15 protein-coding genes are annotated in these 20,153 nt (G+C 53.0%); 10 read left to right on the top strand and 5 right to left on the bottom strand.

From position 1 onward, the window contains the following. Nucleotides 1–313: 313 nt before the first annotated feature. From RB297_RS20175 to RB297_RS20160, 4 genes are all read right to left on the bottom strand, one after another. Nucleotides 314–3,274 (bottom strand): DEAD/DEAH box helicase, encoded by a 2,961-nt coding sequence (locus tag RB297_RS20175; protein ID WP_375121254.1) that lies wholly within the window; start codon nucleotides 3,272–3,274, stop codon nucleotides 314–316. After that, a complete protein-coding gene (locus RB297_RS20170) occupies nucleotides 3,271–4,920 on the bottom strand; it encodes an SWIM zinc finger family protein (RefSeq protein ID WP_375121253.1) in 1,650 nt (549 codons plus the stop codon). The genes RB297_RS20175 and RB297_RS20170 overlap by 4 nt, the downstream gene beginning before the upstream one ends. A 141-nt stretch (nucleotides 4,921–5,061) precedes the next feature. Beyond that, the gene (vgb(C), locus tag RB297_RS20165) at nucleotides 5,062–5,961 is read right to left on the bottom strand and encodes a streptogramin B lyase Vgb(C) (RefSeq protein WP_375121252.1); all 900 of its coding nucleotides are present in this window, start codon (nucleotides 5,959–5,961) and stop codon (nucleotides 5,062–5,064) included. Nucleotides 5,962–6,418: 457 nt separating this feature from the next. Further along, a complete protein-coding gene (locus tag RB297_RS20160; RefSeq protein ID WP_228468805.1) occupies nucleotides 6,419–6,598 on the bottom strand; it encodes a hypothetical protein in 180 nt (59 codons plus the stop codon). Nucleotides 6,599–7,003: 405 nt separating this feature from the next. Between RB297_RS20160 and RB297_RS20155 the strand changes: the two genes are divergently transcribed. From RB297_RS20155 to RB297_RS20110, 10 genes are all read left to right on the top strand, one after another. Further along, on the top strand, nucleotides 7,004–8,080 hold the full coding sequence (locus RB297_RS20155) for a copper amine oxidase N-terminal domain-containing protein (RefSeq protein WP_375121251.1): 1,077 nt from the start codon (nucleotides 7,004–7,006) through the stop codon (nucleotides 8,078–8,080). A gap of 397 nt (nucleotides 8,081–8,477) precedes the next feature. Next, a complete protein-coding gene (locus tag RB297_RS20150; RefSeq protein WP_096774770.1) occupies nucleotides 8,478–10,298 on the top strand; it encodes a cache domain-containing sensor histidine kinase in 1,821 nt (606 codons plus the stop codon). Further along, nucleotides 10,288–11,835, top strand: coding sequence for a response regulator transcription factor (locus RB297_RS20145; protein WP_375121406.1), 1,548 nt, complete (start codon nucleotides 10,288–10,290; stop codon nucleotides 11,833–11,835). Before RB297_RS20150 ends, RB297_RS20145 begins: the two co-directional genes overlap by 11 nt. A gap of 117 nt (nucleotides 11,836–11,952) precedes the next feature. Then, complete coding sequence (locus tag RB297_RS20140) at nucleotides 11,953–13,278, top strand: extracellular solute-binding protein (protein WP_009595478.1); 1,326 nt, start codon at nucleotides 11,953–11,955, stop codon at nucleotides 13,276–13,278. A 45-nt stretch (nucleotides 13,279–13,323) separates the two neighbouring features. Continuing rightward, the gene (locus RB297_RS20135) at nucleotides 13,324–14,199 is read left to right on the top strand and encodes a carbohydrate ABC transporter permease (RefSeq protein WP_096774767.1); all 876 of its coding nucleotides are present in this window, start codon (nucleotides 13,324–13,326) and stop codon (nucleotides 14,197–14,199) included. Between the two features lie 18 nt (nucleotides 14,200–14,217). Then, nucleotides 14,218–15,087 carry a carbohydrate ABC transporter permease gene (locus RB297_RS20130; RefSeq protein ID WP_012818671.1) on the top strand — a complete coding sequence of 290 codons (870 nt, stop codon included), beginning with the start codon at nucleotides 14,218–14,220 and terminating at the stop codon, nucleotides 15,085–15,087. A 252-nt stretch (nucleotides 15,088–15,339) separates the two neighbouring features. Then, nucleotides 15,340–16,404 carry a bifunctional transcriptional activator/DNA repair enzyme AdaA gene (locus RB297_RS20125; protein ID WP_277747659.1) on the top strand — a complete coding sequence of 355 codons (1,065 nt, stop codon included), beginning with the start codon at nucleotides 15,340–15,342 and terminating at the stop codon, nucleotides 16,402–16,404. 145 nt (nucleotides 16,405–16,549) lie between these two features. After that, nucleotides 16,550–17,425, top strand: a complete 876-nt coding sequence (locus RB297_RS20120; protein ID WP_176502462.1) for an arylamine N-acetyltransferase — start codon at nucleotides 16,550–16,552, stop codon at nucleotides 17,423–17,425. Between the two features lie 255 nt (nucleotides 17,426–17,680). After that, nucleotides 17,681–18,133: a hypothetical protein gene (locus tag RB297_RS20115; RefSeq protein ID WP_096774763.1), complete on the top strand. Its 453-nt coding sequence runs from the start codon at nucleotides 17,681–17,683 to the stop codon at nucleotides 18,131–18,133. A gap of 166 nt (nucleotides 18,134–18,299) precedes the next feature. After that, a complete protein-coding gene (locus RB297_RS20110) occupies nucleotides 18,300–19,223 on the top strand; it encodes a copper amine oxidase N-terminal domain-containing protein (RefSeq protein WP_255250558.1) in 924 nt (307 codons plus the stop codon). A 72-nt stretch (nucleotides 19,224–19,295) separates the two neighbouring features. Here RB297_RS20110 and RB297_RS20105 read toward each other — a convergent pair whose 3' ends face one another. Continuing rightward, a complete protein-coding gene (locus RB297_RS20105) occupies nucleotides 19,296–20,123 on the bottom strand; it encodes a helix-turn-helix domain-containing protein (RefSeq protein WP_071222296.1) in 828 nt (275 codons plus the stop codon). Between the last annotated feature and the right edge of the window lie 30 nt (nucleotides 20,124–20,153).

Genomic DNA, 20,153 nt, shown 5'->3' with positions numbered 1-20,153 from the left:
AACGGACTCAAAGTCCGGTTCGTGTTCCAATATCATGGGATTTGGCTTAATAGCGTATTCTGTGTCCGTTAATAGAAAACATCGCCCTGTCATACAAGCTTCAAACGCGTAACAATGTAAATCTTCTCGCAGCTCGTCAACCCCGCATATAACAAAAGCCCCGTGTCTGCACACGGGGCTTTTTGCTACGTGCAATGATGTTGTTATAGAGCAACAACTGGAAGCCGTCTAGGCGTTCCACAGGCATTCCGCACTGTGCTTCAAGGGGGCGACTGTCCACAATCGCCTAACAGCTCGCTCCTTGACGCAGCAATTACGCCCAATCGCGCCGCAGCGTGAACAAATCCTTCAGCTCATCGGTAGACAGCTCGGTAATCCAGCCCTCGCTGCTTGCAATAACCTGATCGCTTAGCTGCTGCTTGCTCTCCAGCATCTCGTCGATCCGCTCTTCGAGCGTTCCCATGGAGATGAATTTGTACACTTGGACGTCCTTGGTCTGTCCCATCCGATAGGCCCGGTCGGTTGCCTGATTCTCCACGGCGGGGTTCCACCAGCGGTCAAAGTGGAACACGTGATTCGCCGCGGTCAGATTCAGGCCGACGCCGCCGGCCTTGATCGAGAGAATCATGACATTCGGCTGCTCTTCGGGCGGCAGGGTCTGGGACTGGAACTGCTCGATCATGCGATCGCGCGTCCGCTTCGGCGTGCTGCCGTTCAAGTACAGCACCGGCTCACCCAGCTCCTGATGCAGCACCTGCCGCATCATCTCGCCCATGCCGATATACTGGGTGAAGATGAGGCAGCGTTCGCCCTCGTCCCGCAGCTCCTTCACCATGGACAGCAGCCGCTCCAGCTTGGCCGAACGGTTGACCACGGCCTCGGTGTCAAGCAAGCCGCCTCCCCCCGGCAGTTCCGGGAGCGGCTCCTTCGTGAGCAAAGCCGGATGGTCGCAGAGCTGCTTGAACTGCGTCAGAGCTGCCAGAATGGCGCCTTTGCGCTCGATGCCCTCGAGCTTTTGCATGCGTTCCAGGAGGCTGTTCACGGTCTGATCGTAAAGCGCGCCTTGCTCGGCCGTGAGATGGATATAGGTCTTCATCTCGTTCTTGTCCGGCAGGTCGAGCTGAATCGCCGGATCTTTTTTCTTGCGGCGGAGCATGAAGGGCTTGATCAGCTTCTGAAGATCGGCCGTGCGCTGCTCGTTCTTGTCTTTTTCGATGGCCTGGATGAACCGGAGATTGAATGCCCGCAGGCTGCCGAGATATCCAGGGTTGATGAAGTCATAGATGGACCACAGCTCGGACAGCCGGTTCTCAATCGGTGTACCGGTAAGCGCAACGCGGTGCCTTGCCGGGAAGCTTCGCACGGCGGCGGATTGCTTGGTGTCGGCATTCTTGATGTTCTGGGCCTCGTCGATGCCGATCGTTTCCCATTTCATGTCTCTTAACATCTCTTGATCGAGCGTTGCCGTCGCATAGGAAGTAAGAATAATGTCCGCTTGGTAAGCCTCATGATAGAAATCCTCGCTGCTGCTGCGCTTCCCGCCGTAATGCAGCATGACCCGGAGCGACGGAGCGAACCGTTCAAGCTCCTTCTGCCAATTGCCAAGCACCGAGGTCGGACAGATCAGCAGGGAAGGGAGGCGTCTCTCTTCCCGCGCCATCGTCGTCTCCTTCACGTGCAGCAGGTAGGCGATAAATTGCACGGTTTTGCCAAGGCCCATGTCATCGGCAAGGCATGCACCGAGCCCGTATCGCCGCAAAAAGGCAAGCCAGGCAAAGCCGTCATGCTGGTACGACCGGAGCTCGGCTTTCAGACCGGAGGGGACAGGGAGGCTCGGCCATTCGCTTTGCCGGCCGAGTTGGCCGATGAGCTTCACGAGATGCTCGTTCAGCTCCACTTCCAGTTTGATCCGTTCCGGATCCCGCGTTTCTTCCGCATCCTGACGAACCTGCTCCGTCTCATCGCTGTTCCCGAGCAGATGCAAGTGCAGAATATCCTGAAACGACAGGCCTTCCTCACGGTCTACGCCCGCCATCATCTGGCGGATTTGGGCGACCAGAGCGGGATCCAGCGGAATCCACTGGCCCCGGAACCGAACCAGTCGTTCGTTCCGGGCAACAAGCTCGGCGAATTCCGCTTCGGAAAGGGTAGCTTCGCCGATGGCGATGCGCCAATCGAAATTGACCAGCGCATCCAAGCCGAACAGGGACCCGCCGCTGCTTCGTTCCGCGCTCTCGCCTTCGCCGGAGCGGACTTTCGCCCGCAGCTTGGGCTTCTTCCTGCTGGCGGCTTCCCACCAAGCCGGAAGCAGCACCAGCCAGCCGGACTGGAGCAGCCGCTGGCTGTCGACGGTCAGGAACTGCCACGCGGCCTCGTCGGACAGCGGGGCGCCTAGCATGTCTTCAGCCGGAGCGTGAAGCACCCGGGCCGGCAGGGCTGCCCGCAAACCTTGGAGCCAGCCGGAGGACCGCTCCTTGATATGGGCGGTCCATGCCTCCGGCCACGATCCGTATGCCTGCCCGTCTTCGGCCAGACGAACGGCTGCAAGCGCCGCTGCGTCCAGCTTGTCCTGCAATACGAGCCGAAGACGCCACTCGGCTTCTTCTTCGTCCGGCTCCAGCAATTGCAGCAGGGGCCGGAACGGAGCGGTATCCGGCCGCCATCCGATGGCGATCAGCCAGGACTTGTCATCCATCCCTTCGGCAGCGGTACGACTCGGCGAGAACAGCAGGGGATACTCCCTGCGCAGGTCAGCCGCGGCTTCTTCGCTGCCGTACCACTGTTCTTGAACGGCGGCGGAGAACGCGGCGCGCAAGCCTTCATTCCATATCTCGTCTTCATTCAAGACGGAGAGGCGGGCCTGCTCTTCGGCTGAGAAAGCCTCCGCATCCCAGATCCATTGCAGCTTGCCCGACTTGAAGGCGCTCAAGCTGGGTGCGTATTGTTTATCCTGAATGCAGGCTGCCAGCGAAGGCGCAAGTTCAATGAAGGGAAGGCAATCCTCGTCCCAAACCCATTCGATATGTTCGAGCAGCCGGCCGTCCGCAAAGAACGGTATGACTTGCTCGGAAGGCAAGATGATGACTTCCATATCCTGAACGGATTGGACGATAAGCTCTGTTCCGTAGAAGGAGGCTTCATGCCAAGCGAATAAACGGTGCTTCAGGTATTGTCCGGATACGTAACCCCGCATGACGGTAGAGCCGTAGATCACGGCATCTCCGTATTCGCTTAATGCCATATGGACCGTGATGGTTTCCGTGTATCTGCTCATGATATCAGCTTTCCTCTCCGAAGCTCTTCCTGGAATGCGCGAAGCCGGCTGTTGCGTACGGACAAGGAAATAATGAACAGATCCCAGCGCTCCTGCTGTTTGAGCTTTTTATATAACTTAGCCAGCCGTTTGAGCAGCTTGACGGCTGCTTTATAGCCGGCCCGGTTCTTATGAAGGATGTATCGCTCGACGGCCTGATGATAAAAAGGCAGCAGCAGCTCGGGCGCGTTCTTCTCAATCGGCGCGAGCTCGCTGACTCGGAGCTCCAGCGGCTCCCGGCCTGTGCTTAATTGATAGTCGATCCATTCCCGCCATCTGCCGTGCGTGATCAAGGCATTCTGATAGATGTCCTTCGAATAAGGGAGCATGTCGGCAAGACTGCTCCACATCCGTTCCGCTTCCCCGGGCAGGTGCTCTATGACGGCATCCCAGTAGAATTGATAGCTGCTGAGGTGCTCGTTGCGGTGACTGCCAAGCAGCGGGCCGATCTCCGGGAGCCAGCGGGCCAAGCGGTCCCAGTCTTGTCCCGAATGCAGCATGTCGAAGAAGCCCAGGACGGAAGCCGGGGGCAGGCTGCTGACCTTGTCCGCTGCCCTGATCAGGTCCCAGGACGATTCGTCTTCTCCGAGATAGAAGGACATGAAGCTCTGCGCCATATACCATGAGGCGCGCGAAAGGCTGCTGCCGAGTTCCGATTCGGCTGCCTGCAGCTGCTCCAATTCCTCCTTGATCAAGCCGTCGTTTTTTTTCGCCAACGGATGAATCCAGTACCTCCAGAGCTGCATATAGACCTGGGCGTAAAATTTACGGTTCCGCGGTTCGCTTAGCATGCTCCGCCGGACAAACGAAATCGTCTCGGTCAGCCGCTGTCCGAATGCCTCTTCGGGCTCGTTGCCCTCCAGCCCTTCATGAAGGATTCGCTCGATTCTGGCCAGGATATGATCCGCCGCCACCTGCGTATGATAGCCGATGTAAGAGCCTGAGGCATTCCAAGCGCTGGCTGGCTGCTTGACCAGCTTCTCGAGAATGAAGAGATGGGCATGGAGCTCGTATAACGGATCCATATCCGGCGGCAGCGGAGGTTTAATGTGATGGAGGGAAGCCAGTGCGTTTTTGGCGTAAAACGAATTCTGCGTATTAGCTCCCAGCGAAGCCGTGCAAACCTCGAACAGCTCATGCCATGCGGAGATCGGCAGCTCGGGCAAATGGTCGGCCTTGACTCTCCATTTCGAAACTCCGGCAGGCGGCCGTTCATGGCCTTGGCTCAAGCCGGAATCGCTTCGGTCATACGAGGAAGATGCGGCATACGTAGTCGAATGCGCATTAACCAAAGCATGGATGGATCGGCCCTGAAGCTGGGCATAGTCAAGCAGAACGGCCACCATATGCTTGCAGCCCTCGTTAACGGGACAGCTGCATTCGCTGTCGCTCAGGGAATGCAGCTGAAGCCTGATGCGGTAGGTTTCCGTTCCATCCACGGAAGCCTCGATCACACCGGACCGATCCGCCTTTTCGCTTGCGTGGACACGGCCCTGCTTATAATATTGAAATCCCCGTTTAATGGTCAAATCGCTGAAATAACCGGCAGTTTGCTGAATGAGCGTTTGCCACTGCAGATCATCTAAAGTTAGGTTTGGGTTCATCATCGTACAGTCTCCTAAGAGAAATAATTCTAAGTATCCATTTAATCTATCATATTCCCCTAGATGAAGAAACCAGCCGGAGCAGCTTCGCGCTGGAAAAGCCCGGCAGCAGGCTGCACGGACTTTTCGGCGTAGAGCGTTCGATCAGGACTCCTCATATTGAACGATGAAACGGCCGATCTGATCGCATTCCTCGGCGAACCATACCTCGCCGCCGGAATCCACGGTAATGCCGTGAGGCTCGGCTGAGGGGGTGGGGATCGGGTACTCGGTAATGTCCCCGGTACATGTCATTCGTCCGATCCGGTTGGCTCCCCACTCCGTAAACCATAAATCATCGCGAGCTCCCGCCGCGATGGCATGGGGTCTGGCATTCCCGGACGGGAGCTTGAATTCCGTAATCTCCCCGGCCGTCGTGATCCGTCCGATTTGATTGCCGTTGATTTGAACGAACCACAGGGCGCCATCGGCACCTGCCGTGATGCCGACAGGCCCTGATTGCTCGGTAGGAATCCGGTACTCGGCGATCTCCCCGTCTACCGTAATCCGGCCGATGCAGTTGTTTTGGTTTTCCGTAAACCACAGCGCGCCGTCCGGACCGGCCGTGATATAGGAAGGGTACGAGCCTGCGCGCGGCAAGTCGTATTCCGTGATAACGCCTGCCGGCGTAATCCGGCCAATCCGATTGCCGATTAGCTCGGTGAACCATATGGCTCCATCCGGGCCCTCCGTCAAGCCGTAAGGAGACGAGCCTGCTTCCGGCAGCTCGAATTCCGTGAATGTCCCTTCTATTGTCATCCGTCCGATTTTATTCGCTTTGTACTCCGTGAACCAGAGGTCCCCGTTAGGGGCAGAGAGGATGGACATGACCCCCGCATCCGGCGTCGGGACATCGAAAGTACGCATATCCCCTTCCTTGGTGATTCGTCCGATCCGGTTTCCTTTTTGCTCCGTGAACCAGATGGCCCCGTCTCGTCCTGCCGCAATGCCATAAGGTCCCGACTCCCGGTTCGCTATCTTGTACTCCTGTATCGTGATCTGCATGCGAACATGCCTCCTTGTAGAAGTTGTTAGGATGCTTAAAGCGGATTCTTCATTTGATTGAGCGTGTTCAAATCTCGCGTTCGGCTTTCCCGGAATGGGGAAGGCTCTCCCTTGGATGCTTAGATGAGTTCCTGTCATCGATAATCTCTAGCCTCTCAATTGGTGTTGATAAAATAGAAAAACCCCCCACTCCGAGATTTCGGAATAGGGGGCGAATACGAACAAAGAAGATGCGGACTCTACATGGAGAAGTCTCAAACATCCACCCGTCACATATAAAAAAAGCCGCACGAATCCTATCCCGAAAACCTCGTATCGTGAAATCGAAGTGTTTTCCAAATGCTTGGGACAGGATTAGTAGATCATTGGCTTTGGGTTCACCCTTTCATTTCTGGTTGCCTAGACTTTACCATAGGATATTCCGTGGTTTCAACCTCGGTTTATCCGAAGTTTGCCTTTACAACCGTCGGTTGCGCTTCTCGTCGATGTAGAGTTCAAGCGCGGTTATGGCCCGGATCATCAATTTGATGAGGAGATACAATGCATATAAACCGAGAAGTGCGAATAGCCCGTATACGATAATGCTGAGCATGGAAAACATGCCGAAAAAGGATATCCCCTGGTTCAAGGAGCTCACCTCCCTTCAAGGTACTGTTTTACGAATCATATCGAAGATTCCTGCTGTCGTATCCTTAAGACCAGGCGATGTCTTAACTCCCCGCTTATGCTCGGAGCTCGGATACAGGTGAGTTCGTGCCCGATCCATGACATACTGATCGTTGGTATCCCGAATGAATGCCATTAACCTTGAATTAAATATGTTCCATAATATAACAATCATTTCTGATTCTAACATATCATCTGGAATATGGTCATGAATTTAAGTTTAAAAGCGGCAATTTTTATTGATGATTATCGAAAAAAATCGAAATGGAGACGTTTTTCGTCATTTTTCATGGATATGCACGAACCAATTGCGTTCACCTTGCGTCTTAGTTATAGATGCATTGCTGAATATTACAAGCCAAGGAGATTAGCGAACATGATAACCCGGAAATGGACGAAAATGGCTGCAAGCGGCGCTATAGCGGCCGCAATGCTGTTAAGTACGGCGGTACAGGCCCAGGCCGCGCACAAGCAGGACTTGGAATTTTTAAACGTCAATCATTATGTAATGACGCCGGATGTCAAACCCGTCATCGTGAACGGCACAGTGCTGGTCCCCCTGAACACGGTCAAGGAATACTTGAAGCCCATGGGGCTCCGCTGGAATAACAAGAATAAGACGCTAACCGTCAACACGGGCACCGATCAAGTCACCTTGAAAATGGGAAGCGACGTTGCCGAGGGAAAAGAGAAGACCTACGCCCTGTCCGTTCCCGCGCAGCTTATGGCTGGTCGCGTCATGGTTCCCGCCCGATTCATGACGGAGCTGTACGATGCTGAAGTCCGCTTGGATACGAAGGATGGCATGGTTTACATTTATACGCCGGAGGTTGACCTGTTGACGGCGGAGGAGAACAGCAATGTGAAGCTGTATCCGGTCAGCGCATCGAAATATGGCAGATACGAAGGCATGGTGGTCGAGGTAGAAGGCAGGAAGCGGGTCTTTAAGGACTGGCATGGAGGAGAGGCTACGCGTAAACCCGTCATTCATTACCAGGATGTCACAGGCGATGGCAAGCCGGATGTTGTTGTGTTCTACGTGGACGGGACGGGCACCGGTCTGTACGCGGGGGAGATGCATGTAGTGGACGCCGGTTCTCTGGAGGAAATCCCGATCGAATCGCTGGAGCAGGCCGTATCGAGCCATGTGAAATCCAGCATCGAGAAGGAAGCGGATCACTTTACGGTTAAGGTTACGGTTGACGGAAAGGAAAGCGTCCAGAAGTTCAAGGACGATTCCAAAGATAAAAGCTATCTATTTGATAAGCTTGGCTTCGGAGCCGTTGTCAGACATCGTTTGGCGGAAGGACGGCTTCTTACGGAAGCGGCAGGAAGCACGAGCCCGGCCGGTTTTGCCGGGGATCTCCGAATAACATACCGATTTAATGAAGAGCTGAACCGGTTTGAGGTGGATGACATGGAATATCGTCGTTTGGAAGAGCGAGGGCAATAACGGTTTTTCATTATAAATCTTTAGGACTACACATAAACGCATGTTGGCGGGATGCGATCAACATGGGTTAGAAGCGGAAGGTTTCGTTCGGATGATGTGAATTCCGAATGTGAGGGCGCTGCGGCGCCCTTTTTGTGCTGTGCCTTTATAGATTTCAACGCCGTTTTCATCTCCGTAGCCGATCGCCGAAATGGGGCGTATACCATATGCTTCAAGAAGATTTCATCCCTTCTCATAGGACTTTATTACCATTTACTTGAGTCTTAAGATTCCTCTAAGATAGTTAATAAACCTGACACATTTTAGCGAAGAATGGAGATTGATTTTGAAGTAAACGCATTCAATGTTAAGTAATATAACAAGCTCATACCATGGGGGCTTTGAACGGGGTGTATGTATGCAGCAATGGCTTGGGAAATCGCTAAAGCATAAATTGTCGTTGCTTATCATTATCGCTACGCTGGTGCCGCTGCTGTTTCTGGGTATTTTCTCTTTTAACATAGCCAAAAGCCTGACCGAAGAGAAGGCCAAAATTACGGGGATGAATACGCTCCGCCAGCTGGAAGCTTACCTGGATACGATGGTCAAGGACGTGGAGAATATCTCGCTGTTTCTCATCGGGCATACCGGTGTTCAGGCCTATCTGAAGACCGAGCAGAGCAACTACGTTCAGCAGACGACGGTTATTAATTTTTTGACGAACCTGGCCTTTTCCAAAGATTATATCGCCAACATCATCGTTGAACCGCTCGGCAGCAAAGATGCGATTTCGCATAAATCCTTGGTACGCTCCGAGTTCCGGAATATTACCGAAACGGTTCCCGATTATTACGAACACCATCCCAAATGGTGGTCATTCGTTCACCGGCAGTGGACCTTTGAAGGCGTCAGGAAGGTCATCACGCTGGCCAGGCCGATTCGGAGCACGGATAAATACAAGCCGATCGGGAACCTGCAGATCAATCTGGATCAGGGCGTCATTGCCAATCAGTTCCGGCAGGCCGTCCTGGAGAAGACCGGATTCGTCCTTCTTCTTGACGAGAATAACCGGATTATCGCCGGTCCGCCGGATATGGAGACCAATTTGACGCTGGCGGATTATTATCCTGCGATTGGAGAGTTCGAGGGGCTTAGCGGCAATATTGACTATGGCGAGGGAAGCAGCAAGAAGACCATTCTCTATAAGAAAATGTCCAGCGTGAACTGGAAGCTCGTCGGCATCATTCCCTCGCAGGAATACCGTTCCCAGAACCAGTATTTCATCAAATTGACGGCGGTTGCGGTCACGGTGGCCATCCTGCTCGCCATTGTGCTGGTTCTTTTCCTGATCCAGAAGATTACGAACCCTCTGTCCGTCTTAACGAAATTCCTCAAGAACTCAAGCCCGGAAGAGCCGCTGCCGGCGCTGCCGGTCAAGACGGTCGACGAGGTCGGGCAGCTGATTATCAGTTATAACCGGCTCAGCTCCCGGATCGTGAAGCTTACCGATGAAGTGAAGCTGAACGAGTCGCTGAAGAAGGAGGCGGATATGCATGCGCTGCAGGTGCAGATCAATCCGCATTTCCTCTACAATACGCTGTCATCGATCCATTGGCTGGCGCTGATGAACCAGGATGTGAAGATTGCCGAGATGGTGGGGTCGCTCAGCGATTTTCTGAGGTTCAGCCTCAACAACGGGCAGGAATACTGCACGATACAGCAGGAGATCATGCATGTCCGCCATTACGTGAATATCCAAACCATCCGCTATCCGGAAAAATTCGAGTTTAAGGATCATGTGGAAGAGGATCTGTATCAGCACACCATGCTGAAGCTGCTGCTGCAGCCGTTGGTGGAGAATTCCATGCTGCATGGCATCCTGAGCCGTGACGGGATAGGGACGATTACGATTCGCGGACACCGCGAACCCGAAGGGATCCGCTTCGTGGTGGAGGATGACGGCATCGGGATGACGGCGGAGCGCCTGAAATGGCTCCAGGAGCAGCTGGTCGAAAATCCGCTGCAGTACGAGAAGGGACAAGCCCCGCGCGGCAGCTACGGGCTGCGGAACGTCCATAAGCGGCTGCTCCTTCATTACGGGAAGGATGCGGGGCTACGAGTGGAGAGCACCGAGGGTGCCGGGACACGGGTGATGTTTACGATACCTGATTTACCTGAAATTCAACAATCGGAAATATCCGGCAAAGGGGATGGCGACATTGAAGGTCATGATCGTTGATGATGAAGTGATCATTCGAAACGGTTTGAGTACCGTGATCAATTGGGCGGATAACGGCTTTACGGTGCTGACGCCCGCGGCTTCGGCGGAGGAAGCCCTTCAGCGTATTCCCGTTGAAATGCCCGAAATCATATTTACGGACATACGCATGACAGGCCTGAGCGGATTGGACATGGCGCATCAAGTCAAGCAGCAGCATCCCGATATCGAGATCATCGTCATCTCGGGATACGATGAATTCGCGTATGCGCAGCAGGCGATGCGGGAAGGCGTGAGCGATTACCTGCTGAAGACGAGCAGGCCCGGGGAAATTATCGAGGCTGCTGTCCAAGCCAGGGAACGACTGCTGCAGCGCAGGCTTACACAAGCGAAGGGGAAGGCACAGGAAATGGTGGTCAACCGGGGTTTTCTGCGAAGGCTGCTTGCTTCCGGCACTCCGCTGGATGAGCATGCCGAGGCCGAATTGTGTGAGCGATACCCGGAGCTGTGTTTGGAATCGAACGGTTCGGTGCTGCAGATCTGGATGCTGTCGGTATATCCGCTGCATCCAGAAGAGGCGGAGCAATCGAACGTTAGCGAGCTGCATCGATTAATCGGCACGGAGCTGGCCGAAGTGCTGCAATGCGCGTGGCTGGAATGGAACGGCTCCCTGCTTCTGTTGGTGCGGGCAGAGCCGAATCATGGCTGGGGGCGGGTAGATTCCACTCTGCATAAGATGGAATCCACGCATGCCTGCCGCATCACGGCTGCCAGCGGCCGGCGGGTCGCAAGCGCCAGGGAGCTGCACATTGCGCTGGCTACCGCGGTAGAGGCCAGCTCCTACGAGTGGCTGCTGCAATCGGAACGGCATATCCGTTATGAAGATATCGAAGGACGTACAGGTATCCGCACGGTATGTTCGATGGAAGAAGAGACTAAGCTGTCATCGCTGCTGCGTTCGGGGGAATCCGCCGACTTGCAGGCATGGGTGGCGGATCTGCTGCGGCGTATCCAAAGCCAGGGCCAGGCAACGCCCGGCTCGGTTCAGGCTTACCTGCATTCCATGATCGTTTCGGCACAGCGCTGGCTCATACGGGCTGCGACGTCTATCGGCTATACCAGTCCGTTGAAAGTGGAAGAGACGTACGATATCCGCGAGTTGACCAAGAATCCGGAGAAGGTGCTGGTCGATTCGCTCGGTCTCATCATGAAGGAGTACCGTGATATGGTGTCGACGACAAGTCCCGTCCAGCGAGCGATCTCCTTCATTCATGAGCATCTGGGACAGAGCTTGTCGCTCCAACAAGTAGCCAAGCATGTTCATATGAACCCCAACTATTTCAGCGAAATGTTCAAGAAGGAGACCGGACAGAATTACATCGAATTCGTAACCCAGGCGAAGCTTCGGAAAGCGATGCACCTGCTGCGGGAAACGCCGGCCAAAATCAGTGAAATCGCGAATGAAGTCGGCTACGAGGATATCAAATATTTTAACCGCCTGTTCAAAAAGTGGACCGGACTGACCCCTTCGGAGTATCGGACAAATCCCGAATCCTGAATTTTGTCCCTCTATGGACTGAATTATATCCCCTATGTAAGCGTTACATCCTCTTTTATACTTGGGCTAATCATCTTGAAGCTTCATCATTTTCGTATATTAAAAGGGGGATTGACCATGAGACCAAAACGTAAAATAGGTCTTGTACTGCTGATGATGACACTGGTTCTTGCAGCTTGCGGAGGCGGGCAAAGCAAAGAGCAGGCCGGAGGGAACGAAGGCGATCAAGAAAAGGTCAAGCTGACCATCTGGCATAACTTTGCCGGTGACGACCTGCGCGCGAAATCAGTCCGGAGTTTTATCGATCAATTTGCTCAGGACCATCCTGAAGTTACGCTCGACGCGCAAGCGATTCCGCCGGACGGTTACCGTCAGCGTCTGAGCACCGTTGCGGCTGCGAATGAAATGCCGGACGTGTTCTTCGTTTATGCGGGAAGTCAGTCGGCCGAGCTTCATCAAGCGAAGCTGCTTCAACCGATCACGGAAGTGTTGGACGCCCATTCCGATTGGAAGGACAAATTCCTGCCGGGCGCATTTGATCCATACGAGTTCGAGGACGGCCAGATTTACTCCGCTCCACTGGGCATGTCCGCAACATCGATTCTCTACTACAACAAAGCGTTGTTTGACAAACATAACGTAAAAGTTCCGACGACTTGGGAAGAAATGATGGCGGCGGTTAAAACGTTCAACGATAACGGCATTACGCCGATCGCCCTCGGAAACAAAGCGCCGTGGGTTGCGCAATCCACCATTATCGGATCGATTGCCGACCGCGTGACCGGCACCGAATGGTTCAAAAAAGCGGCAGCACAGGATGGCGCGAAATTCACCGATCCTGAGTTTATCGAAGCACTTGGCTATTTCAAAGAGCTCGTCGACAACAAAGCATTCCAAGAAGGTGCCAACAGCATCGACAACACGCAAGCCGAGCAGTATTTCATCCAAGGCAATGCAGCGATGATGATCAGCGGCGCGTGGACGCTCACCAACTTGGCGGCTTCTTCCTCCGAAGAGCAGATGAAGGATATTGAAGTGACGACTCTGCCTGCGATCCCTGGTGGCAAAGGCGAGGCTAACACCATTTCCGGCGGAGCTGGCGGCGGTCTGGCCCTTAGCAGCAGAACGGAAGGGAAAGCGAAAGAATTGGCGCTCGAACTGATTTATGCCGTGAGTGGACCGGAAGCGCAAAAAGCGATTGCCGAGAGCAACTCCATGGTCATGTACGATACCGAAATCGATGAGTCGAAAGTTACTTCCTTGTACTACAAAGCCTTTAACCTGGTGAAATCCACAGGCATTACGCCGGTATACGATGCTTATCTGTCTGCAGAAGCGGCTGAAGTCATCAACAACGGCCTGCAGGAAATCATGATGGGCGGTGCCGTCGAAGGCGTGGCCCAGAAGCTGCAGGATGCGCAAGCCCGATCCGCTACTCCATAAGAATAGATTACCCGCTGCATAAGGATTAGGAGGGAGGAGGCTGCCATGCCTACAGCGATGAGAAGCAAAGGATTTATAGCCATAGCTCTTCTTCCTGCGCTTCTGTTGTTTCTGATATTTGTCATCATTCCGGTTTTTTGGTCAGCTTACTACGGATTTTTCAGTTGGAAAGGGTTCGGAGACGCCACGTTCGTCGGCCTTGACAATTATAGAGAGATGTTCAAGGATCCGATCTTCTGGCGGGCGCTTCGAAACAACCTGATTCTGGTCGTATCGTCCATTATCGGCCAGGTTCCGATCGCGTTGATTCTGGCTATCGTATTGTTCAAGAATTCGTTCTTCTCCAGGTTCATCCGGTCCGCCGTCTTCATGCCAATGGTTCTCTCCACGGTGGTTGTCGGTCTCATCTGGGGTTACATTTACCACCCGCAGTTCGGGATTGCCAACTATGTGCTGGAGATGCTCGGCCTGGAGTCATGGACCCGTGCTTGGCTGTCCGATCCGAAGGTCAACATGCTGGCGATATCGATCCCGATTAACTGGGCAAACATCGGCCCTTATCTGGTCATCTTTATCGCAGCGCTGCAAAATATTTCGCCAGAGATCCACGATGCGGCCCAAATCGATGGCTCCACCGGCTGGAACAAGCTGATGCAAATCACGCTGCCGATGGTCTGGAGCACGGTGGTCGTAACCATTGTGCTCTGTATCTCGGGAAGCCTGAAAGCTTTTGACCATGTCATCGTGATGACAGGCGGCGGACCGGCGCAGTCGACCGAGCTTCTTGCTACTTATATGTACAACAGCACGTTCAGCGTATACCGTTACGGTTACGGCTCCGCCGTTTCCACGATGATCATGGTCGTCAGCGCCATTCTTATCGCGCTTAACTATTTCGCAACGCGCAGAAAGTCAAGTTAACATGAAGGAGGGAGCGATGTGAATTTACAGACGACCGGGACCGGAAGCACCTCAGGGAAACGCGTCATCACGAAGGGGTTAACCGGATTCGTAAAATTGCTGCTGATTGTGTATGCGATTCTTACGCTCTATCCCTTGTACTGGCTTTTTACGAGCGCGTTTAAATCGAACCAGGATTTCTTCAACAACCCTTACGGCTTGCCGAAGGAGTGGATGACCGAGAATTTATTCCGGGCATGGGAGCTCGGAAATATGGGCCGAGCGATGATCAATTCGACGGTTGTAACGATTACGGCCGTCGTGCTGACCATCCTGCTCAGCGTGCTGGCGGCGTATGTGCTGTCCAGATTCCAGTTTCGGTTTAAAAAGCTGGTGGTGGTATTGTTTACGACGGGGCTGCTGATTCCGATCCATAGTACGCTGGTGCCCCTGTTCATTATGATGAAAAATATCGGCCTGCTCGACACGTACGGCGCACTCATCCTGCCATATACGGCGTTTGAGCTGCCGATCGCGATCTTCCTGGCGATGGCGTACATGTCATCCATTCCAAGAGAGATTGAAGAAGCGGCCATGATCGACGGCAGCGGCTGGTGGGGAATCTTCGGCCGAATGATTCTGCCGCTCTGTACGCCGATTGTGGCAACGATATCGATTCTGGCATTCCTCCGATTCTGGAATGATTTCTCCTTCGCCCTCGTATTCATCAATACGCAGGCGCTGAAGACGCTCCCACTCAGCTTGTCCCTGTTCTCGGACGGCTTCGGCACGGATTACAGCCTGACGATGGGAGCGATGGCGATCGCGGTCATTCCGACGATCGTGGCCTACCTGATCCTGCAGGAGCAAATCATGAAGGGCATGGTGGCAGGATCCATCAAAGGTTAAACTTCAAGCGAAAATCATATTCTTGAAAGAAAAAAGCCTCTTCCGGTCAACGGAAGGGGCTTTTCGTATGATTGGTCAATCAGGGTTACGGAGTCGGTGCTTTTTCCTCTCGAAAATATTCGTGCACGTTTTTCGGCCACGTCATGCCGGCAAAAGAAATATAATAGAAACACGAGAACAAGAGAGCATGATGATTAAGGCCAACAAGCGTATGGCCCCTTAGAAAGTACATCAGAGCGGGGAGGAACCCAAGTGATATCGGCTGCCAATCAGCAGGAGTATTACCAGGCGCTGCTGGAAAAGAAATCGGAGTACGAGGGCGTGTTTTATGTAGGCGTGAAGACTACAGGAGTGTTCTGCCGCCCGACATGCCCGGCCCGGAAACCGAAGATGGAAAACTGCGAATTTTACGAGACGGCTCAAGAAGCGCTGCTTGCATCCTTCAGGCCTTGCAAACGCTGCCGTCCGCTATCGCACCCCAATCAGGTATCGGACCTGGTCCGGCTGCTTGTAGAAGCCGTTGAGGAGAATCCGGAGAAAAGGTGGACCAACCAGGATTTCCAGAAGCTGTCCGTCGATGCTTCAACGGCAAGGCGCCAGTTCAAGAAACGGTTCGGGATGACCTTCGTTGAATACGCACGGGCACGGCGAATGGGACTTGCCCTGAAGCAAATCCGGGAGGGGCATGCCGTCATCGATGCGCAGCTGTCGACCGGCTACGAGTCGAGCAGCGGTTTTAGGGATGCATTTTCCCGCATCATGGGCGCGGCGCCTAGCCGATCGGGGCACCATAACATTTTAAAAGCTTCATGGATCGACACGCGTCTCGGGCCGATGATGGCCATCGCGGATGAAGAGGCGCTGTATCTGCTCGAATTCGTGGACCGCCGGGGCCTGGAGCGTGAGGTTGAACGTCTCCGGCAGAGAACCAAGTCGGCGATCATTCCGGGCCATACGGCTCCGATCCGTTCGATCGAGCTGGAGCTCGCAGCGTATTTTGAAGGGAAGTTAACGGAATTCAAGACGCCCTTGTTCTTGCGGGGTTCGCCGTTTCAACAAGAAGTGTGGGGCCGATTGCTGCGGATTCCCCCCGGCCAAACATCTTCGTATGGCGAAATCGCAGCGGCGATGGGAAGACCGACCGCGTATCGTGCCGTTGCCCAAGCGAATGGCGCCAATCAGCTTGCGATTGTCATTCCATGCCACCGCGTGATCAATACGAGCGGTGAGCTCGGCGGATATGGCGGCGGCTTATCGCGAAAGCAGTGGTTGCTGCATCATGAGCAGTCCATGAGTGCCGGAACCATTCATGAATAGTGGACTTTCGTCGTAGAAAATGGTCTTACCTATAGGTAAGACCATTTTTGTATAAATCGTGCAGTCATTGGTATGACGTAATGATATATAGAATCTTTAAAATAAAGAGCATACCTTACATCAGAAGAAAGGGAGCGTGAACTTTGTGCAGAATCAAGGACAACTGCCTCAGTGGGCAAATAACTATTTGCAATATATTCAAGTCCCGATAAGGGAAGCTTCATTGGAATATTTAACTGAAATTTGCACCGCACATCATCAGCGTGTACCGTTCGAGAACGTTACCACGTTGCTGCAGTATCGAGAATATCATCAAAAAGGAAGATTGGAGCAGGATGAGAAGAGATTCGTAGATCAGCTGTGGCAGCTGAATGCGGGAGGCACTTGTTATATGATTAACAGCAGTCTCCATCAGCTGTTGAACCGGCTTGGTTTCCAAACCCGTTATACGTTGCTGGGCGGAGGGCATGTCGGATTGCTTGTTCGTCTGCCCAACGAAAGCGAAGAAGTGTACGTGGATTGTGGAAACTCCGCACCTTTTTTCGAACCCGTTCGTTTGGAGACCGATTCAGATCGAGTTTCCGAGTATGCTGGAATCGAAGTGAGGTTGCGTTCGGGGGATGAACCGGGAACGTATACTTATTATCGGTATGTAGATGGCCGACTGCTGACAGAGTTGGTTTGGTCATTCGATACGAGGGAAACGTATCAATTCGATGACTTCCAACCTGCCATAAGAGAGTACTTCAAGCCTAATGATCTCTTCACCTCTACATTACGCTGCCAGCTGTGGCAATTGGATCAGCAGCGCTCGCTGTCCCTGGTCGACAATGTGCTGAGTATCCGGTATGCAGACGGGAAGGTGGAAAAGCGGATTCTATCCGGGCTCAGCGAGCTGCGAGAGGTCATCGATCAGGAGTTTCATCTCCCCAAACTGCCTGTTGAAGATGCCGTGAAGGTTCTTCAGGAACTCGGATTTGATATTTTTAAGGGCAGCGGTCTAACCAATTCTCTGGAGTAACCTGTCATTATTATCCAAGCACACGGCTTATCGCCTCCATCCTGCTGGTGACGATAAGCTATAAAGTAAGCCCGGGATACAGGAGCTCTATGCTATAATTTGGAATGTCCCTATCTGGTTTCAAGATGCCTGTTTCTGAAACGGGACGTTTGTTACATCGGTTCCTGTTCATCGAAAGCGTGTTGGATCAAGAGTTCAACAATTTTATGCTAAGACCGCATGGTTCAGCAGGTACGAGAGTGAGTGGAAGTGAACATGATGATTCCGATTCTAGCTTTGGCGGCAGCCGTTTCGGGGGGCGTTGTCGCTTCAGGAGCAGGTGTGGCCATTTTGGTCGGGTTTGTATTCTTTTTGATCGGCTTTTCCGGAAAGAAGGGGAGACGGCCGAATTTCCTGACTTCGGACGGTCTCAAGGCCATCGGCACGCTTTTGATCGTGGCCGTGTTCATGGTGTTGGCTTATTCCGGTACCTTGACCAGCGGCTCCCTGATCCGTTTTAACGGGATGGACCCTGTCTTCCAATACGAGCAAGGAAAGAAACTGCTGTTTATCGGATTGGCCTCCGCTGCATGGTTTGTCGCCAGCTTCCTGTGGCTGCTCCCGTACATTATCGAGATCAAGCCGCGGGAGTGGAATCGCAATCATCTGATAGGGGTCGGCGTTTATTTCGCGCTGGTCTTTGCCGCCGCTGGGGCTGCGATGCTATGAATGAAGATATGAGGGTTCGGATATAGGAATAGCTGGCTCCGGGAAACCGGGGCTATTTTAATTTGGTTCAAATTACCTATATATGTTGTCGAAACATGTTATAATATTCCGGATTCATCTTGGAGGAAAGATTATACATATACTGGAGGATTATTCTGTGAGAAAGATGTTGTTTTTTCTGGTTTTCTTGATTGCCCTGTGCAGTTTGCCGGGGGTTGGCACCGCAGCAAGTTCGGGGAACATCACAGCTTCAAAGCTAAAAGAAGAGGGCGTGATTCTCAAGAATAACACGATGGTTCCGGCGGCAGCTGTAACCAAGGCATTGGATATCAATTTTGAAATGAATAACAAAACCGGGCAAGTTTCCATCTGGAAGGGTACGATGAAGGTGGTCGCAAAAAAGAATTCAAAATACGTGAAAATCAACGGCGTTGCCACGTCTTATACTGCGCCTGTCCAGTTGGTCGAGGGCAAACTCATGATTCCGGTCCAGCTGCTGAAAGATGCCTTCAAAATCAAAGTTTCGGCAGATTATGATTTGCTGCATGACTACTTGAAGAACGTGACGCTCCAAAGCGAAACACATAAAGTCACAGTGCCGGTAAACGATCTTTACGAATCGCATCATAAATATATTGGAAAGACAGCGTGGATTTTTAAGCACAACATGATAATCAATAATGCCCAGGGAAGCATAGCAAACGGCGTCGGCAATCTGGCCCAGGTGAAAATAACCAAGATCAAACGCGACGGCGTTCTTGGCGATTGGTTGAACGTTTATTTTACACATAACGGCAGGACCTATTATGCCGAACTGGATGCCTACGATTTTGAATCCGGCTTCATGACAACTAGTCCGTATAAGCAATTTCATTTTCCGGAGAAATATTGGAAAAAAATCAGGGAATCCGTAATCAGCACAGGAATGACGACCGAGATGGTTTATCTGTCATGGGGATTATATGATCGTCACTATGAAGATATCTACTCATGGGGAACGACCGACATGTGGGTCTATGAATCCTCGTATGGCTCAGACCATTATCTCTACTTCTATAATGGCATTTTGGAGAATATTTCGAGTTACTAAAGTACAAAGCAGCCTAGCCCCTGCCTTTAAGGAGGAGCATGGGCTGCTTCTTTATATTATAGTAGAAAAAAATCAGCGGGGGCTCTTCTCCTGCCCCGGCCTTGCCGGAACCGTTGCCGTTTCCCGGAATTTGACCGGGGATACGCCATAGTTGGCCCGGAATACCCGGTGAAAGTAGGAGTAGCTGGCGAAGCCGCAGGTTTCCGCGATTTCCTCCAGCGTCATCGTGCTGTATTTGATGCGCTCGACGGCTGCGTTCAGCCTGATCTCGAGGGCGTACTGGATCATGGTTTTTCCGTAATACTCCTTGAACAGTTTAACCGCCCGGGATAAGCTGAGCCCGACATGGGAAGCAGCCTCCTCCAGCTTGAAGGTTAGGGTGGCATGCTCCTCCACGAATCGCTTCAGCCGCAGGGCAGTGAAGGCAAGGCGATCGGTAGGCTTGATCTCGGTAATGGCGCGGTCCAGGCAGAGGCAGAGACTGCGCAGCAGGTAGTCGGTCAATTCCCCGATTTCCCCTTCAAGGCCGCGCCGCTTCTCCAGCAGCATCTGTCTCCACAATCCCAGCAAATAATCGTCGAGCCCGACGTGACTGACGACAGGGCGGGGGATGCGGTTCCACCAATCATCAATCCAGGAGCCGTCGCAGAATATAAAATAATCCCCGCTGGACACGCGGCCATCCTCGCCGTCTTCCTTCACCCGCAGCTCGTATTCATCTCCGGGCTTCAGCAGCAGCAGGTCGCCTGCCTGCACATGGTGCTCGATGCCGTTGCAGTAGATTTCGCAGGAGCCCTCGGTTTGGAGTCGGAACAGATAGGTTGTCAAGCCGCCCCGATGGCTGTTGCTGAATTGCTGAAAGTGATAGGAATAGTCGCAGATGAGCAGCCTAGCTTCCATAATGGTAACAACCCCCAGTAAAAATATAAG

The organism is Paenibacillus sp. CR_12, assembly GCF_041953985.1.
GTDB lineage: Bacteria > Bacillota > Bacilli > Paenibacillales > Paenibacillaceae > Paenibacillus_AQ > Paenibacillus_AQ lautus_A.
This window is presented reverse-complemented; position numbering and strand designations above follow the sequence as displayed.

Excerpts from the sequence above, each read along its gene's own strand:
- RB297_RS20175 (WP_375121254.1), bottom strand. The coding sequence starts at position 3,274 with ATGAGCAGATACACGGAAACCATCACGGTCCATATGGCATTAAGCGAA.
- RB297_RS20170 (WP_375121253.1), bottom strand. The coding sequence starts at position 4,920 with ATGATGAACCCAAACCTAACTTTAGATGATCTGCAGTGGCAAACGCTC.
- RB297_RS20155 (WP_375121251.1), top strand. The coding sequence starts at position 7,004 with ATGATAACCCGGAAATGGACGAAAATGGCTGCAAGCGGCGCTATAGCG.
- RB297_RS20150 (WP_096774770.1), top strand. The coding sequence starts at position 8,478 with ATGCAGCAATGGCTTGGGAAATCGCTAAAGCATAAATTGTCGTTGCTT.
- RB297_RS20145 (WP_375121406.1), top strand. The coding sequence starts at position 10,288 with ATGATCGTTGATGATGAAGTGATCATTCGAAACGGTTTGAGTACCGTG.
- RB297_RS20140 (WP_009595478.1), top strand. The coding sequence starts at position 11,953 with ATGAGACCAAAACGTAAAATAGGTCTTGTACTGCTGATGATGACACTG.
- RB297_RS20135 (WP_096774767.1), top strand. The coding sequence starts at position 13,324 with ATGCCTACAGCGATGAGAAGCAAAGGATTTATAGCCATAGCTCTTCTT.
- RB297_RS20115 (WP_096774763.1), top strand. The coding sequence starts at position 17,681 with ATGATGATTCCGATTCTAGCTTTGGCGGCAGCCGTTTCGGGGGGCGTT.
- RB297_RS20110 (WP_255250558.1), top strand. The coding sequence starts at position 18,300 with ATGTTGTTTTTTCTGGTTTTCTTGATTGCCCTGTGCAGTTTGCCGGGG.
- RB297_RS20105 (WP_071222296.1), bottom strand. The coding sequence starts at position 20,123 with ATGGAAGCTAGGCTGCTCATCTGCGACTATTCCTATCACTTTCAGCAA.